Raw genomic sequence first — 17,284 nt, 5'->3', positions numbered from 1 at the left:
AGCACGCACAGCCGGGCCGGCACCATGTACGCCGGCAGTCGCGTGGCCAGCTGCTCGCGCAGCGCCTCGGCCTGCACGGCGTCACCGGCCACATACCCATCCAGGCGATAGCCACCGGCCGCATCGGGCCGTGCCACCACCACCGCATCGCGTACGCCGGCACAACCACGCAGGCCGATCTCGACCTCGCCCAGCTCGATGCGGAAGCCGCGCACCTTGACCTGGTGGTCGGCGCGGCCCACGTAGTCCAGCTGTCCGTCGGCGCCGTAACGCACCAGGTCGCCGGTGCGGTACATGCGCGCGCCCGGTTCGCCGGCATGCGGATCCGGCACGAAGGCCAGCGCCGTCAGGGCCGGCTGGCCCACGTAACCGAGCGCGAGGTTGACGCCGCTGACATGCAGCTCGCCCAGCGTGCCGGGAAGGACCGGCTGCAGCGCTGCATCGAGTACCCGAAGCGCGCTGTTGGGCAGCGCCACGCCGATCGGCAGGATCCGGCTGTGCAGCAGATCCAGATCGCTGGAACTGCCTTCCCACCAGCTCGCCGATACCGTGGTTTCGGTCGGCCCGTAGGTGTTCAGCCACCGCACCGACGGGCGACACCGACGCCAGCGCTGCAGGCACTCGAAGGCCGGCGCTTCGCCACCGACGATCACCAGCCGAAGTGCCGGCGGCGCGGCACCGGCACCGTGCAGTGCATGGGTCCACAGGTGCCAGTACGCGGTCGGCAGATTGGCAATGGTGATCCGCTCGCGCGACAGATAGCCTTCGAAGGCCTCCACGTCCAGGCCCATCCGGTCGTCGTACAGAACCAGGGTCGCGCCGGCCAGCAAGGTCGGGAAGATTTCTTCCACGGCCATATCGAAACTGAAGGTGCTGAACTGCAGCGCCCTGTCCTGTGGCGAGAGCTCGAACAGCGCCGCCATCGCCTCGGCATGGTTGAGCAGTGCGTGATGCCCGATCCGCACGCCCTTGGGCCGCCCCGTCGAACCGGACGTGTAGATGACATAGGCCGACTGCAACGGATGCAGCGGAAGGTCGATGGCTGCGCCCGCCGCCGCGCCTTCCCACCAGGGTCCGTCCAGCCGCCACGTCGGCAGCCGCGCATCCGGGTGCAGCCCGGCGTGGGTCAGAAGCAGGACAGACCCACTGTCCTCGACGACGAACGCCGCGCGCTCCGCCGGCAGGGCCGGGTCCAGCGGGACATAGCACAGGCCTGCGCGCAGCACGGCCAGTGCCGCCGCGACCTGTTCGAGGCTGCGCTGGAAGCTCAGGGCGATGCAGGCACCCGGCGCCAGGCCCGCGGCGGCGAGGCGGGTGGCAAGGTGCGCGCTGCGGCGCTCCAGCTCGGCGTAGGTCCACTGGCCCGCCGGACCGTCCAGCGCCACCGCATCGGGGCATGCCGCTGCGCGCGCGCGGAAGCGGGCGACCACGTCGCCCTGCAGCAGGCGCCGCGGCCCCTCGCTGGCCTGCACGCGCTGCGCCACCCCCGCGGGCGACTGCAGCGGCAGATCCACCAGCGCGGTGGTTGGCGCCGCGACGGCCGCCTCCAGCAGGGTGTCGAATGCCTGGACCCATCCGGCGATGGTGTTCGCCTGGAACAGGTCGGTGTTGTATTCCAGCTGCGCGGAGAACGCGCTGCCACGCTGGACCATGTTCAACGTCAGGTCGAACTTGGCCACCGTGTGCGGGCTGCGCACCGGCTCCACGCGCAGTGCCGTGTCCCCGGGCGGGGGCTCGGCCGGATCGGCGCCGGCTTCCAGGTCGAACATGACCTGGAACAGCGGCGTCTGGCCCGGCCTCCGGCTCACCTGGAGCGCGTCCACAACCTGTTCAAAGGGGACATCCTGGTTGGCCTGCGCATCGGCCACGGTGCGGACGGCGCGGCGCAGCACGGCCTCGAACGGTTCGCGCATGTCCAGCGCGAAGCGCAGCGCCTGGGTATTGACGAAGTAACCGACCAATCCCGACAGTTCACGCCGCTCGCGACCCGCCAGGGGCACTCCGATCACAACGTCGTCCTGCCGCGCCAGCCGCGCCAGCAGGACCGCGAAGGCAGCGATCAGCACCACATACGGCGTACACCCGTGGGACCGCGCCAGCTGGATCACCGCCGGCCCCAGCGCGGCGGGAAGCGGATGCGCGCACAGGTCGCCCGCATAGGTCTGCAGCGGGCCGCGTTGGCCGTCGGTCGGCAGATCCAGCCCGTCCGGCGCACCGGCAAGATGACCGCGCCAGTAGTCCAGCTGGGCGGCCAACCGCGCGGCATCGACCTGCCCGCGCTGCCACACCGCGAAGTCGCCGTACTGGACGGGAAGCACCGGCAGCACCGGCGGCGTCGCGGCCGCATGCGCGTGATACGCGTGGGTGAGTTCGCGCAGGAGAATGCCCGCCGACCAGCCATCGGCGACGATGTGATGCATGCGCAGCGACAGTACGTGTTCCTGCGCGCCCAAGGTGAACAGCACGGCCGAGAACAGCGGGCCGGCGGCAAGGTCGAACGGCAGCGCGGCATGCTGCGCGAGACGGGCATCCAGGTCCGCCGCGTCGATCGCGATGGCGTCGAACGGGCAGCCAGCGGACGCATCGACCACCTGCATCGGCTGGCCATCGATGGCAACGTAGCGACTGCGCAGGATGTCGTGGCGGTGGACCAGGGTATCCAGCGCCGATCCCATCGCCGCGATGTCGACGGCCCCGTACAACCGCAGGCCCATGTGGATCGCGTACGTCGCCCCGTCCGCACCCAGCTGGTCCAGCGTCCACAGCCGCTGCTGGGCGAACGACAGCGGCACCGGCCCGGAGCGATCCACCGGCACGATGGCCGCACCCGTGTCTGCGTCCCCGGCCGCGCTGCCGCCACCGCCAAGGGCAACGATCAGTTCCTGCTTGTGCGCGACCAGCTGCTCGCGCAGCACCGGCGGCAACGGGCCGCGCGGGGACTGGATGCGCAGGTTGCCGTCCTGCACGGTGAGCCGCGCATCCAGCTGGCGGAGCTGCTCCAGCAGGCTCGGGATGATCGTCATAGCAGGTCCTCGAACGTGGCTTCCGACGGGGCGGTCGCGTCCGCCGTGAGCCACTGCAGCGTATCGATGTGGCGCGCCAGGTCGGACAGGCGCGGATTGCGGTAGAGGTCCTCGATGCGGGCGCCCTGCCAGAGCGCATCTCGCACGTCCCGGATGACCTGCATGGCAGACAGCGAGTTGCCGCCGATGTCGAAGAAGTCGCTGTCGCGGCCAACGCTGCCGCCGATCACGGCCGACCAGATCCGGGCCAGGGTGCGTTCGGTGTCCGACGCCAGCGCGCCGGATGGCGCGTCGGCAACGGCGGGCTCCAGCGCAGCCAGCGCGACCCGATCCACCTTGCCATTGACGGTCAGGGGGAGCTGGGCGAGGAAGCTGAAACGGGCCGGCACCATGTAATCGGGCAGCGTGCTGCGAAGCGCCTGGCGCAGACGGTCGCGCAGCGACGCGGGCGTATCGGTGGACCCGGTCGCAATGCAGGCGTGCAGGCACGGCGTGCCCTGCCCGTCCACGGCGACCAGCACGGCCGCATCCAGCACGGCGTCAAGAGACAACAGGGCCGCCTCGACTTCGCCGGTTTCGACACGGAATCCACGGATCTTGACCTGGTGGTCGATGCGGCCGAGGAAGGTCAGGCAGCCGTCGGCGCGATGCCGGGCCAGGTCGCCGGTACGGTACAGGCGTGCCCCGGGGACGGTGGCCGCCGGATCAGGGCGGAAGGCGGCCGCGGTCAGGTCCGGCCGGCCCAGATAGCCCTGGCCAAGCCCGATGCCCCCCACCCACAGTTCACCGACAACACCCGGCACGACGTCATCGAGGTTGGCGTCGAGCACCCGGGCGTACGTCCCTTCGATGGGGTAGCCGATACCGGGCGATACCGCAGCGTCGCGAACGGCGGTACGCGTGGCGCATATGCTGGCCTCGCTGGGACCGTAGGCGTTGTGGAACTGCCGCCCCGCCGACCAGCGCCGCACGATGTCCGCATCGCACGCTTCACCGGCCGAGACCAGCGTTCTGAGGTGGGGGAACTGGTCCGGCTGCAGGTGCCGCAGGACGGACGGCGGCAGCGTTGCCCAGGTCGGGCGGGCCCGCTGCAGGAACCGGTCGAATCCGTCGCCGAGCTGCTTGCCGGTATCGTCCACGACGTGCAGTTCGCCGCCGCAGGACAGCGCGATGGCGATCTCCCACAACGACGCATCAAAACCGGATGCCGCGAACTGCAGCAGACGGTCCTCCACGCCCAGTTCGAACGCGCGCGCCTGGCTCGCCGCCACGTTGCCCAGGCCGCGATGGGTCGACAGCGAGCCCTTCGGGTGCCCGGTCGAACCGGAGGTGTAGATGATGTAGGCCGGCGCATCGAGCGACGGCGCCGCGCATCCGGCCGCCCCGCCGGCACGGCTGATGCCGGTCAGGCCGTCGGGGGTCAGTACCGCCTGCCCGGCCAGCACCGCGGCACCGGCCTCGGCCGACGGACACACCACCCAACCCGGCGCGGCGTCCTGCAGGATCCAGCGCAGGCGTTCGGCCGGCTGGGCGGGGTCCAGCGGCAGATACACCGCCCCTGCCTTGAACAGACCGAGCATGACCGCGACCAGCTCGCGCCCGCGTGGCAGGTGGACGCCCACGATATCGCCGGGTCGTACACCCGCACCGAGCAGGTAGCCGCACCAGTCCGACGCGCGCGCATCCAGCGCAGCGTGGTCGATGCTGCCCTCCGCGTCGACCACGGCGGTCCGCCCACCATGCCGGGCGACGATGTCGGCATGCTGCTGCAGCAGCGAACGCGTCGGCAGCGCTGCCGACGCAGCCGCGCTCCATTGGCGGAGCGCGGCTGCCTGGTCGGCCAGCAGGGTCGGCAGGCGACCCAGCGGCGCATCGACGTGATCGACGATGCCCTGCAGTGCCTGCTCGAAGTGCTGGAGCATGGCGCGTGCCTGGCTGACCGGGTAGCGGGCAAGGTCATGGTTGAGGTTGACGACCAGACTATCGGCCGTCGGCACGATACACAGGCTCAGCGGATAGTTGGAGCGCTCCTGCGAGCCGAGCAGCGATGCCTGCAGGCTGTCCGACGTCGGGTCGGCATCGCCATCGCCGTTGGCCACCGGATAGTTCTCGAAGACCAGCAGTGACTCGAACAGCGGCGTATCCGCGCGGATGTCCGACAGGGCCTGGATGCGCGACAGCGGCAGGAACGCATGTTCGTCGCGCTGCACCTGCTGCGCGTGGCACTCGCGCAGCAGGTCGCCGACGCGCGCGTTCGCCGCCAGCCGGAACCGCGCGGGAACGGTGTTGATGAACACGCCCACGGACGCTTCGATATCGGCCATCTCCGGCGGTCGCCCGGCACCGGTGACACCGAACACCACGTCGTGGCGGCCGCTGTAGCGGGACACCACCCGCGCCCAGGCCAGTTGCAGCACGCTGCTCTGGGTCGTGCCCTGGCGGCGCGCCAGCGCGTCGATCGCCGCATGCAGCGCCGGCGATACGACCAGACGCTGGCACGCGCTGCCCAGCCCTTCGCTGGCGGCGCCCTGCAGGATGGTCGTTGCCTGGCTGAAGCCGTCCAGGTGGTCGCGCCAGTAGCGCTCCGCCGTCTCCACCGGTCGCTCGGCAAGCCACTGGACGTAGTCGCGGAACGGCCTGCCGGGCATTTCCGGCACAGCGTTGGCCTGGCCATCCGCCGCACGCGCGTACGCGGCGTGCACCCGCTCCAGCAGCAGCGGAATGGACCACCCGTCCAACAGCGCGTGATGGTAGGTCAGCAGGAGGCGATGTGCGTGATCGGGCATCTGCGCGATATGCAGGCGCAGCAGCGGCGCCACCGCGAAGTCGAAACCGACGGCGCGGTCGCGTGCCTGCAGTTGTTGCCACGCGGCCTCCGCATCGTTCTGCCGGGCGCGCCAGTCCAACCGCTGCACGGGCAGCGCCGGGGCGGGCTGGACCACCTGCAGCAGGCGGCTGTCGGCAAGCTGCACGAACGCGGTGCGCAGGATCGCGTGCCCGGCCAGCACCCGCTGCCAGGCCGCCACCAGCCGGTCGACATCCAGCGCGTCCGGCAGGCTGAAATCCATCTGGATCAGGTAGGTCCCCCCGTCCGGATCAAGCAGGGAATGGTGGATCAGGCCCTGCTGCAGCGGCGTGGCCGGGTAGATGTCCTCCACCCCGTCGGGGTACGCCTCCAGCACGCCGTCCAGGGTGACCTGATCGAGCCCTGCCAGCGGGTAGTCCGAGGGCGTCCGGCCCCAGCGTCCGGGGCTGCTGCAATGCGCGATGATCGCGCGCAGGCTGACCATGAAGGCATCGGCCAGCGCCTCGATGGCCGCACGGTCGTGGATGTTCTCCGAGTACGTCCAGTTCACTCCGAAGCGTCGACCGGTGACGGCTGCGGTGATGTCCAGCAGGTGCGCGCGGTCCTGTCCCGGCGCATGCAGCGCGCCGGTCGGCGCGTCTGCCGGACGCAGCCAGCGGTCCGCGCTGCCGGGTGTACCGGCGTCGAACTGGCCCAGGTAGTTGAACCCGATGTCGGCATGTGCCCCGGAGCGCGGCAGACGTTCCGCGCCTGCGGCGGGGTGGCGCAGCATCCCGAACCCGATGCCCTTGCCGGGAATGCGCCGCAGCTGTTCCTTCACTGCCTTGAGGTCGGCCGCCAGGTCGGCGCCGTGCTCCAGCACCAGGCTGACCGGATACATCGAGGTGAACCATCCGACGGTGCGGGACAGGTCGACGTCGTCGAACAGGTCCTCACGGCCGTGCCCTTCCAGGGTCAGCGCGATGCTGTGCTGGCCGGTCCACGCACGAAGTGCGTGGGCAAGCGCGAGCAGCAGGACGTCGTTGATTTCGGTCTGATACGCGGCCGGCACCGTACGCAGCAGCCGCTCGGTTTCCCCGGCATCCAGCGCCACGCTGATGTTGCGCGCCGAGCGGACGTCATTGACGCCGTCCCGCTGCCGGGGCAGCGCAGGCGCGGCGGTGTCCAGCACCGACTGCCAGTAGCTGCGTTCGGCGTTCCAGCGTCCCGCACGCAGGTCGCCCAGCAACCGTTGGGTCCAGTAGGGGTACGCGGTGGTTTTTGCCGGGAACACGGCCGAACTGCCCTGTGCCACGGCGGCGCAGGCGGTTTCGAGGTCTTCGATCAGCACGCGCCAGGACACGGCGTCCACGACAAGATGGTGCGCCACCAGCAGCAGACGGGCAGGCCCGCCATCGCAGTGGACCCATGCGCCGGCCATGACCCGGCCCTGGGCCGGCTGCAGCGAGGCCTGGAGCGCGTCCGCCGTTGCCAGCCACTGCGCATCCCCCTGCGGACTGCCCGGGGGATCGATGACCACCTCCTCGAGGACAGGCTCGCTGTCGGCCGTCCCGATCCATTGCCGCGTTGCGTCACCGTCGGGTACCAGGCTGGCCCGCAGCATGTCGTGGTGTGCCATCACCAGGCCAAGCGCCCGGCGCAGCCGTGCGGCGTCGAGGTCGGGCCGCACGTCGAACACGACCGCCTGATTCCAGTGCTGCCAATGCGCCAGGGCCTGATCGACAAACCAGTGCTGCACCGGCGAGACCTCCACCGTGCCGGTGACCGGCCCCTGCTCGCAGTGCATCGCCTGCGTGTCGGTCCGACGGATGCACGCTGCCAAGGCCGCAGGCGTCTGGCGTTCGAACAGCAGGCGGGGCGTGAGGTCGTAACCCAGCCGCCGCATGCGGGCGACCACCTGGATACCCAGAATGGAGTCGCCTCCCAGCGCATAGAACCCGGCATGGCGGTCGTCCACCGCGCAGCCCAGCACCCCGCTCCACACCTCGGCGATCAGTGCTTCGGTGCCCGGCCGCGGCGGCGCCACCGCAGTCGCCGCAGCCGCCTCCCCGCTCGCCACGCCGAGGGCAGGCAACGCCTTGCGGTCGATCTTGCCGTTCGGCGTCATCGGCAGGGCCGGCAGCAGCACCACGCGCGACGGCACCATGAATTCCGGCAACCGGGCGCGCAATGCTGCCAGCAGGCTGGCTTCGGACACGCCGTCGCCGTCCACCTGCGCATACGCCACGAGCCGACGCTGTGCATCCGCCGGGTCGTCGGCCAGGACCGCGCTTGCCTGGACCCCGGGCAGCATCGCCAGTGCGTGCTCGATCTCGCCCAGCTCGATCCGGAACCCGCGCAGCTTGACCTGGTGATCGCTGCGCCCCAGGTACTCCAGTTCGCCCGAGGGCAGGAACCGGACGATGTCGCCGGTGCGGTACATGCGCCCACCCGCTCCTGCGCCCGCCGGACAGGGCAGGAAACGCTCGGCGGTCATCGCCGCGCGGTCGTGATACCCGCGCGCAAGCCCGGCCCCGCTCAGGTAGAGCTCGCCGATGGCGCCCGGCGGGACGCTGTTCAGCGCGCTGTCGAGCACATGCGCCTGCGTGCCCGGAAGCGGTACGCCGATGCTGGGCTTGCAGCCCGTGCCCGCCGGCACGCGGGCGGCGGTGGAATAGGTGGTGTCCTCGGAAGGACCATACAGATTGAACACGGCCTGCACGCCGGGATGGGCGTAGGCCTTGTCGACCAGCGGACGCGGCAGCGGCTCGCCGGCGACGTTGATGATATCCACGCGCGGCAGACGTCCCGCCTCCAGGATCGCACCGAGCGCCGACGGCACGGTGTTGACCAGGGTCAATGCACCGACATCGGTATGAACGAGGTCCAGGATGGTGTCCACCAGCACCACGCAGCCGCCGCAGGACAGCGGCGCGAACAGCTCGAACACCGACAGGTCGAAGCAGATCGACGTGCTGGCGAGGGTGCGCTGCAGCCCCGTCGCCGTGAAGGTCTGCACGGCCCAGTCCAGCATGGCCGCCGTCGCCCCGCGCGTAATGGCGACGCCCTTCGGCACGCCGGTGGAACCGGACGTATAGATCAGATGGTTGAGCCCGGCAGCGTGGCGCGTCATGGCCGGCATATCGGTGGCGGCGTGCGCCAGAAGCCCGGTTGCCGTCACGTCCATGACCGCCGGCACGCACGCCGCCAGCGCCGCATCCGTGCCGGGCGTTGCCAGCAGGAGGGCCGGCGCTGCGTCACGGGCGATGTACTGCAACCGCTCGATCGGGTAGCCCGGATCCATCGGGACGTAGGCTGCACCGGTCCGCAGGATGGCCAGCAACGCGATCACCAGGCCGACGTCGCGCTGCATGCACACCGCAACCCGGTCACCGTCGCCGATGCCGCGCTCACGGAGCTGGCGGGCCAGGTGCGACACGGCCGCGTCCAACTGCCCGTACGACACCTGCACGCCTGCCGCTTCGATGGCGACCACCGCCGGCGTGAGCCGGGCCTGGCGCTGCACGCGCACGTCCACCGATACCGGGGCCGCCGGCAGCGTGCCGACCTCGGCCACGCCCTGCAGCCAATCGCGGTCCATCGGGTCCAGCCACGCCGCCGCGTCGTGGGCCTGCCCCGGACACGCCAGCATGGCCTCGAGCACGGCCCGGTAACAGCGGCCCGCGCGCTCCACATCCAGACGTGACAGACGGTGCGGATCGAACTGCAGGTCCAGCCCCACCACGCCGCTTCCGGGGTCCTCGCGGAACCCGCACATCAGCGCGAAGCTGTTGCGCTGGAACTGTTCACGCTGCTCCACCTCGAACCCCTGCGGCAGGGCATCGTCCATCTGGCGCAGCACGTGGAAGCTGATGAAATTGAAGGCGACCTCGAACAACGGCTCCCCCCTGTTCATCCGCTGCAGTTCGGACAACGGGAAACGCCGGTTGGCCAGCAATCCCTGCTCGGCAGCGAAGGTTCCGGCCAGCAGCTGACGCCAGCTCGCGCCACCCGGCAGCGACATCCGCAGCGGAAGGGTGTTGAGGAACAGTCCCAGGCAGCGATCGCCATCCTCGTGCTCGAGGCGGCCATTGGACACCACGCCACTGACCACGTCCTGCTGCGTTCCCAGCATCGACAGCACTTTCATGTGCACGGCCAGCAGCACGGTCCGCAGGGGCACGCCGGCGTCGCGCGCCAGCGCACGCAGCCGATCGGCGTGACCGTCGGGCAAGGCGACCTCGCAACGGAACCCGCCGGTGGCGGCAGTGTCGCCCGCACCGGCGGTGCGTGGCAGCGCCAGGAACGGGGCGCTGTCCAGCACGCCGGCCCAGTATGCGCGCGTGTGCGGGTCTGCCAGGGCAGCACCCTCGGCCGCCACGAAATCGCGGTACTGGCTGTGCAGCGGCGTCGATGCGACGGGCGCGCCGCCGCGCAAGCGGAAGTAGGTGTCGAACAGCTCGGTAAAGAACGAGGCCACGCTCCACCCATCCAGAATGGCGTGATGGTCCACCCAGGTGATCTGGAACGCGTCCGGGGCCGTGAGCTGGATGAAGATCCGGTACAGCGGTGCCTGCTCCAGGTCGAACGGCGTCTGCTTCTGCGCCGCGATCAGCGCGTCGATGGCCTCCGCCTGCGCTGCCGCACTCGATCCACGCAGATCGATGCAGTCGAAGGCCACCCCGACATCGGCGTGCACCCGCTGCAGCGGACGGCCGGTGCCGTCCATGCTGAAGGAGGTGCGCAGGATGGGATGCCGCGAGGCGACGGCCGCCAGCGCCGCCTGGAAGGTCGCCGCGTCCATTGGACAACCGCGCACTGCCAGGCTGGAAACGTTGTGGTAGTGGCCCTGTCCCGGGTCGAGCAGCGAATGGTGGATCATGCCGGCCTGCAGTGCGGCAAGCGGGTACGCATCGACGACGTCGCCCGGCAGTGCCACGCGCTCATCGGCCTCCAGCAGCGCGAATGCAGCCAGCGTCGGCGTCAGCGTCAGCGGGCCGGCAGATGCATCGAACGTGGCCAGCCGGGCCAGGGCCGCCACGGTCTGCGCCGCGAACAACTGCGCCACACTGAAGGTGATGCCCCTGGCCCGGGCCTGCGCGATGAGGCGGATGCTGCGGATCGAATCGCCGCCGAGAGCAAAGTAGTTGTCGTCCACGCCGATGTCGTCACGACCCAGTGCCGTCTGCCAGACGGCCAGCAACGCGGCCTCGGCGGCGTCGCGCGGCGCGGCCGCGCCACGTCGATCCGCCACGGCGAGTGCCGGAGGTGGCAGCATCGCCACGTCGATCTTGCCATTGGCGGTGAGCGGGAACCGCGCGAGCGGCATGAATACCGTCGGCACCATGTGCTCGGGCAGGCGGGCCAGCAACGCCTCGCGCAACGCGGACGCGTCCTGCAGCGCGACCGCCGGATCCGGCACGATGTAGGCGACCAGACGCTTGCCGATGTCGGACACGTCGCGCAGCTGCACCAGTGCGTTGGCGACGCCGGGCAGCGCCGCCACGGCATGTTCCACCTCGCCCAGCTCGATCCGGAAGCCACGCAGCTTGACCTGCGCGTCGCGTCTCCCCACGTACTCCAGCTGCCCGTCGTTGCCGATGCGGGCCAGATCACCGGTGCGGTACAGGCGTGCGCCGCCTGCACCGAACGGATCGGGCACGAAGCGCTGCGCGGTCAGGGCCGGCTGGCCGAGGTAGCACTGCGCGAGGCCTGCGCCGCCGACATGCAGTTCGCCGAGCACGCCGGTCGGTACCGGCTGCAGGTCGGCATCCAGCAGGTGCAGGCTGAGGTCGGGGATCGGGTCACCGATCAGACTGCGCGGCTGACGGGTATCGTCCTGGACAATCTCCCGGTAGGTCACGTGCACCGTCGTCTCGGTGATGCCGTACATGTTGACCAGGCGCGGCCCCGCGCCATGACGCCGGGCAAACCACGGCGCCAGCGCAGGCAGCGTGAGCGCCTCGCCGCCGAACACCACCCAGCGCAGCGCCAGCGCCTGCCGCTGCGCCTCGCCAGCGGCATCATCGGCTTCGGCAAGCTGCAGGAAGGCCGACGGTGTCTGATTGAGGACCGTGATCTGCTGATCGACCAGCAAGGCATGGAATGCGTGTGGATCGCGGCTGACAAGGTACGGGACGATGACCAGGCGGCCGCCATGCAGCAGGGCTCCCCAGATCTCCCACACCGAGAAATCGAACGCACTGGAATGGAACAGCGTCCAGGCATCGTCCGGCCCGAAACCGAACCAGGGTGCGGTCGCGTCGAACAGGCGCAGCACGTTGCCGTGCGGAATCACGCTGCCTTTTGGCAGTCCCGTCGAGCCGGAGGTGTAGATCACATAGGCCGGGTCCTGAGCACGCAGCGCGACCCGCGGACGCTCGCGGCGGGAGGCGCCGTGGCTGGCCGCCATGTCCAGCACCCGGGGCGCGAGCGGGTTGCCGTCATTGACGCGCGCGTACTGCGCCTGCTCGGTGGCACCCACCAGGCTGGCGGCCACGGCGGCATCACGAAGAATATGCCGCAGGCGCTCGATCGGCCCGTTGGGATCGACCGGAACATAGCAGGCCCCGGCCTTGCACACGGCCAGCATTGCCACGATCAGATCGACCGAGCGGTCGATGAACAGCGCGACGCGATCGCCACGCCCGATTCCGTGCCCGGCAAGCAGCGCCGCCACCGCATTGGCACGCGCATCGAGGTCCGCGTAGGCGATGCTCTCATCGCCGCAGGTGATCGCGATCGCGCCGGGATGTGCATCGCACATGGCCTCGAACCGGCTCGCGATATCCCCCTCTTCCACTGCCGGCGCGGGCGATGCCACGGGCCGGAGGGCTGCCGGTGCCGGCGTCAACGGGATCTGTTCCAGCACCGTCGACGGCGCATCGATCGCCTGGCCGAGCACATGCTGCAGGCACGCCACCATGCGATCGGCGGTGCTGGCGTCGAACAGGTCGGTGTTGTACTGCAACCCGCCGCTGATCCCCTCACGCTCCTCCACGAGCGTGAAGGTCAGATCGAACTTCGCCTGTCCGCTGTCGCGATAGATGTCCTCGAAACGCAGCCCGGGCAGGTCGAGAGAAGCGGTAACCGCTCCCTGCCAGACGAACATCGTCTGGAACAGCGGGGTATACGCCGGCGTGCGCTCCACCTGCAGGCTGTCCAGGATGCGCTCGAACGGTGCATCCTGGTGCTCGAAGGCATCAAGCACGGTGCGGCGCGTCGCGGCCAGGTGATCGGCGAACGTGGTCGCGGCGGGAATCCGCGTGCGCAGCACCAGGGTGTTGGCGAAGAAGCCCAGCGTATGCTCGAACTCGCCGTGGTTGCGATTGGCGATCATCGTGCCCACCGCCACGTCGTCCTGGCTGGACAGGCGACCGAGTACGGCGGTCAGTGCGGCCAGCACGATCATGTACGGGCTGTAGCCGCTGCGACTGCTGAATGCGGCGAGCCGCTGGCTCAGGTCCGCCCCGAAGCGGATCGGACAGGTCGCACCGCGCGAGCTGCGCTGCAGCGGGCGGGGACGATCTAGCGGAAGATCGAGCAGCGGCGGCATGCCCTCAAGGGCCTGGGTCCAATACGCCAGTTGGGCATCCCACTGCCCGCTCTGCAGCTGGCGACGCTGCCAACGCGCAAAGTCGCGGTACTGCCGCGCCGGAGGCGGCAGTGCGAGGGGGCGCTGCTCCAGGCCGGCCGTGTACAGCGCGGCCAGTTCGCGGACCATCACCGCCGATGACCAGCCGTCGAACACCAGGTGGTGGACGTTGGTCAACAGGAGGTGGTCGTCCTCGGCGAACCGATGCAGTTCGAAACGGTGCAGCGGGCCCTGGCGCAGCGCGAAGCGCACCTGGTCCTGCTGCTGGTACAGCGCGGCGACGCGTGCGTCGCGCTCGTCCACCGGCGTCGGCGCGGCATGGACCGCCAGGCCGCAACCGGGACCCGGATCGATGATCTGCGCGGCCTCGCCGTCGACCACCTCGATACGCGTGCGCAAGGCTTCGTGGCGCGCCACCAGGGTGGCGAATGCGCTTTGGAAGGTGGGCACGTCCATGCGACCGTGGATGCGGAACGCGGTGGAGATGTTGTAGGTGCCGTCCTGCCCGCCCAGCTCATCGAGGAACCACAGACGCTGCTGCTGGAACGACAACGGAATCGGCGCGGCCTGTTCTTCCGCAAGCGCCTGCAGGATCTGCGCCTTGCGTTCCTTCAGCTCGCTGGCCAGCGCGGGCGTGATGACCCCCTTTGCCGCGCTGATCCGCAGTTGATCCCCATGCGCGGCCAGTTCCAGGCCCTTCGCGCGCAACTGCTCAATGTACGTCCTGTTCATCGTTGATCCTGCGTCCGTTTGCCGGCATGGCCCGCGCCTGCCCCATGCCGCGCGCGTCCTGCCTTGTCAGTCCTTCCGCGGCGCATGGCCGCGGATCGCATCACTCACAGCTCCAGCACATCCAGTGCCGGGCCTGCGTCGGCGGTCTCCTCGATCAGCGCCTGCAGCTGCACCGCCATCGCCGACAGCTCGGGGTGGTCGAAGATCAGCTTGATCCGTGCCTCCACGTCGAACGCGTCGCGGATGCGCGAGATCAACTGCATGGCCAGCAGCGAGTGGCCACCGCGTTTGAAGAAGTTGTCGTTGCGGCCGATGCCCTCCACGCCGAGCAGCGCCTCCCACAGCGCGGCCAACCGGGTCTCGATGCCGGGTTCGGGCGCGACATGCACCGACGTTGCCCGCAGCTGATCGGGATCGGGCAGCGCGCCGCGATCGATCTTGCCGTTGGCGGTCCGCGGCAGCGCGTCCATCTGCAGGTAGTCCTGCGGCAGCATGTGCGACGGCAGCCGGTGCCGCATGTGGTCGTGCAGCTGCAGAACGTCGGCCGCCGCATCTGCGTGCGCGCTCCAGTAGGCGATCAGCACCTGCTCGCCGGCCTGGCCTCGTGCGACAACCGCGCACTGGGCCACGGCGGGATGCTGCGCAAGCTGCGACTCCACTTCGCCCAGTTCGATGCGGTGTCCGCGGATCTTGACCTGCGCGTCGATCCGGCCCACGTAGTCCAGGCGCCCGTCCGCCAGGGCGCGCGCAAGGTCGCCGCTGCGGTAGAGGCGTGCACCGGGGCCGGTGCCGAACGGATCGGGTAGATAGCGCTCGGCGGTGGCATCGGCGCGGCCGGCGTAGCCGCGTGCCACGCCCGCGCCCCCGATGTGGACTTCGCCGACCACCCCCACCGGGACCGCGTCGCCGTGGCCGTCCAGCAGGTAGATCCGGGTGCCCGCCGTCGGAGCCCCGATGCCCACACGCGGTCCCCCAGCACCCAGATCCTCGACCGTGCACCACACGGCGGTCTCGGTGGGTCCGTACTCATTGAACAGTGCGGTGGCCGGAAGCAGCGCGCGGTGACGCTCCACCAGCGCCGGCGGACATGCCTCGCCGGCAACGATCACGGTGCGCAGGCTCGTCAGGGTGGCCGGATCGCCCGACGACAGCAGCGTGGCGTACAGGGACGGCACCATCAGGGTGTGGGTGATCTGGCGGGCGCGGACCAGCTCGGACAGGCAGGTGATGTCGTGAACGACCTCGGGGGTGGTCATGACCAGTGTGCCGCCGGACCCGAGGGTCCAGAAGATGCCGGCAATGGAGCTGTCGAACGAGAACGATGACAGCAGCAGGAAGCACTGCGGCGGATCGCGATAGCCCAGCCCGCGTGCCGCGGTGGACGCGAGGATGGCGGCGTGCGGCACGCAGACGCCCTTTGGCTGTCCGGTGGAACCGGACGTATAGATCATGTACGCGGCGGTCTCCGGATGCAGGTCCGCATCCACGCCGGGATGACCGGCGGGGGTCTGCATGGCGTCACCGAACACCAGCGATGTCACCGGCAGGCCGTCGCACAGGTCCGCCTGCGCCTGGCGCTCATCGACGATCAGCCACGCGGCGCCGGCATCGGCGAGCATGTAGCGCAGTCGCGCCTGCGGGTAGGCAACATCGAGTGGCAGGTAGGTTGCCCCGCAGCGCAGTACCGCCAGGATCGCGACAATCATGTCGAGCGGATTGGCCAAGCAGACGCCGACCCGGCGCTCCGGCCTGGCCCCCAGCGCGGCCAGGTGCGCGGCCAGCTGCGCACTGCGGCGCTCCAGGTCGCCATACGTGAGCTGCTGCGATTCCCGGACCAGTGCGACACGCGCCGGCGATTGCGCCGCTGCGTGCAGGAACAGGCCAGCCAGACCCCGCCGGTCGGCGGCGACGGGCGGCAGCAGCGGCCCGTGCAGGACGGCACTGGCGGCGGTGCCCGCCGCGCGTCCCGACAGCGCGGCCACCGGCGTCTCCAGGTCCGACGTGCACACCGCGTCCAGCGCGTCCAGGAACTGTTCGCCCAGCACGGCAGCATCCGCATCCCCGTACTGCCCGCGGTCGTACTGGATCATGAGCTGCAGACGGTCGCCGAACTGCTCGCAGACAAGGTCCAGCGCGCCCTCGCTGTCGGCCGGGTGCGACGCGACCAGGTGCACGGCGTCTACCGGTGCGGCCACATGTACGCGATGGAGGAAGCCGGCCAGGCCACCCGATGCCGCCGGCGCGAAGGCCACGCTGGCAGCGGCGGCGGCGACCGTCGCCTCCAGTTGCGCCAGGGCCTGGCCAAGCGCGTGGGAAGGATCGACCTCGACACCGACGGCGACACGCTGGCTGTAGGGCCCGATCGCCTCGTCCAGCTCGGCGACGCGCGACGGGGCTTCAAGGTCGACGTGGACCAGAGTGTCGCCCTGGTGCCGGCGCAGGACCTGCAGCCAGGCAAACAGCAGGCGCGCCCTCGCGGCACCCGGCTGCGCCGGAGACGGTACCTGCGTGGCCAGCGCGGCGGGGACGGTCAACGCGACGCGGCCACGTTCACGCCCTGCGCCGGCTGCCGGACGGGCGAACGGCAGGGTCCGCTGCAGGTGGACGTCGGCATGGCCCTCGGCCCGGGCGGGCCACTGTTGCTGTTGCCACTCGGCGTAGTCGGCGTGCTGGACGATGGCGTCCTCGCGTGCATCGGTATCGCCGGCGAGTTCACGCTGCAGATGACGCGCGAAGACCGCCAGCGACACGGCGTCGAACTGCAGGTCGGTGCCGCGCAGCAGCAGATGGCCGCCCTGCGCGTGGGTGGACGCGATGGCCTCCAGCGTCCCGACGGCCAGGGGGGCGCGCGCAACCAGCAGCGCCAGGTCGTCCGCGAGGTTTCCCGTGGAGGGCAGCCAGTCGATCCGTGCCTGCGGCAGGACCACCTGAAGCGACTCGCTGAAGCCCTGCACGACCGGATAGCCGGTCCGCAGGATTTCATGGCGGTCGACCACCGCGCTTACCGCCGCCTGCAGGCGCGCGGGATCCAGCCCGGCGCCCAGCGCCCAGGCATGCACGCCGATGCGCCCGGCATGATCGGCCGGGCGTGCTGCCAGGCGGGTCCGCTGTTGCTCCGAAAGGCTGTACCCGGTGTGTTCGTCCTGCATG

3 protein-coding genes are annotated in these 17,284 nt (G+C 70.3%); all 3 read right to left on the bottom strand.

Translation table 11 applies throughout. The features are described 5' to 3' along the window. Nucleotides 1–3,023: non-ribosomal peptide synthetase (locus GDJ08_RS17785; RefSeq protein ID WP_153165399.1), on the bottom strand; the 3,023-nt coding region annotated here is incomplete at its 3' end. Then, nucleotides 3,020–14,134 carry a non-ribosomal peptide synthetase gene (locus GDJ08_RS17780; protein WP_153165398.1) on the bottom strand — a complete coding sequence of 3,705 codons (11,115 nt, stop codon included), beginning with the start codon at nucleotides 14,132–14,134 and terminating at the stop codon, nucleotides 3,020–3,022. The genes GDJ08_RS17780 and GDJ08_RS17785, both read right to left, overlap by 4 nt. 104 nt (nucleotides 14,135–14,238) lie before the next feature. Next, the gene (locus GDJ08_RS17775; RefSeq protein ID WP_153165397.1) at nucleotides 14,239–17,283 is read right to left on the bottom strand and encodes a non-ribosomal peptide synthetase family protein; all 3,045 of its coding nucleotides are present in this window, start codon (nucleotides 17,281–17,283) and stop codon (nucleotides 14,239–14,241) included. Nucleotide 17,284: the final 1 nt, after the last annotated feature.

This window comes from Stenotrophomonas nematodicola, from assembly GCF_009467805.1.
In the GTDB taxonomy this organism is placed as follows: Bacteria; Pseudomonadota; Gammaproteobacteria; order Xanthomonadales; family Xanthomonadaceae; genus Stenotrophomonas; species Stenotrophomonas nematodicola.
The sequence above is the reverse complement of the archived record's forward strand: the minus strand, read 5'-3'. Positions and strand labels throughout refer to the sequence as shown.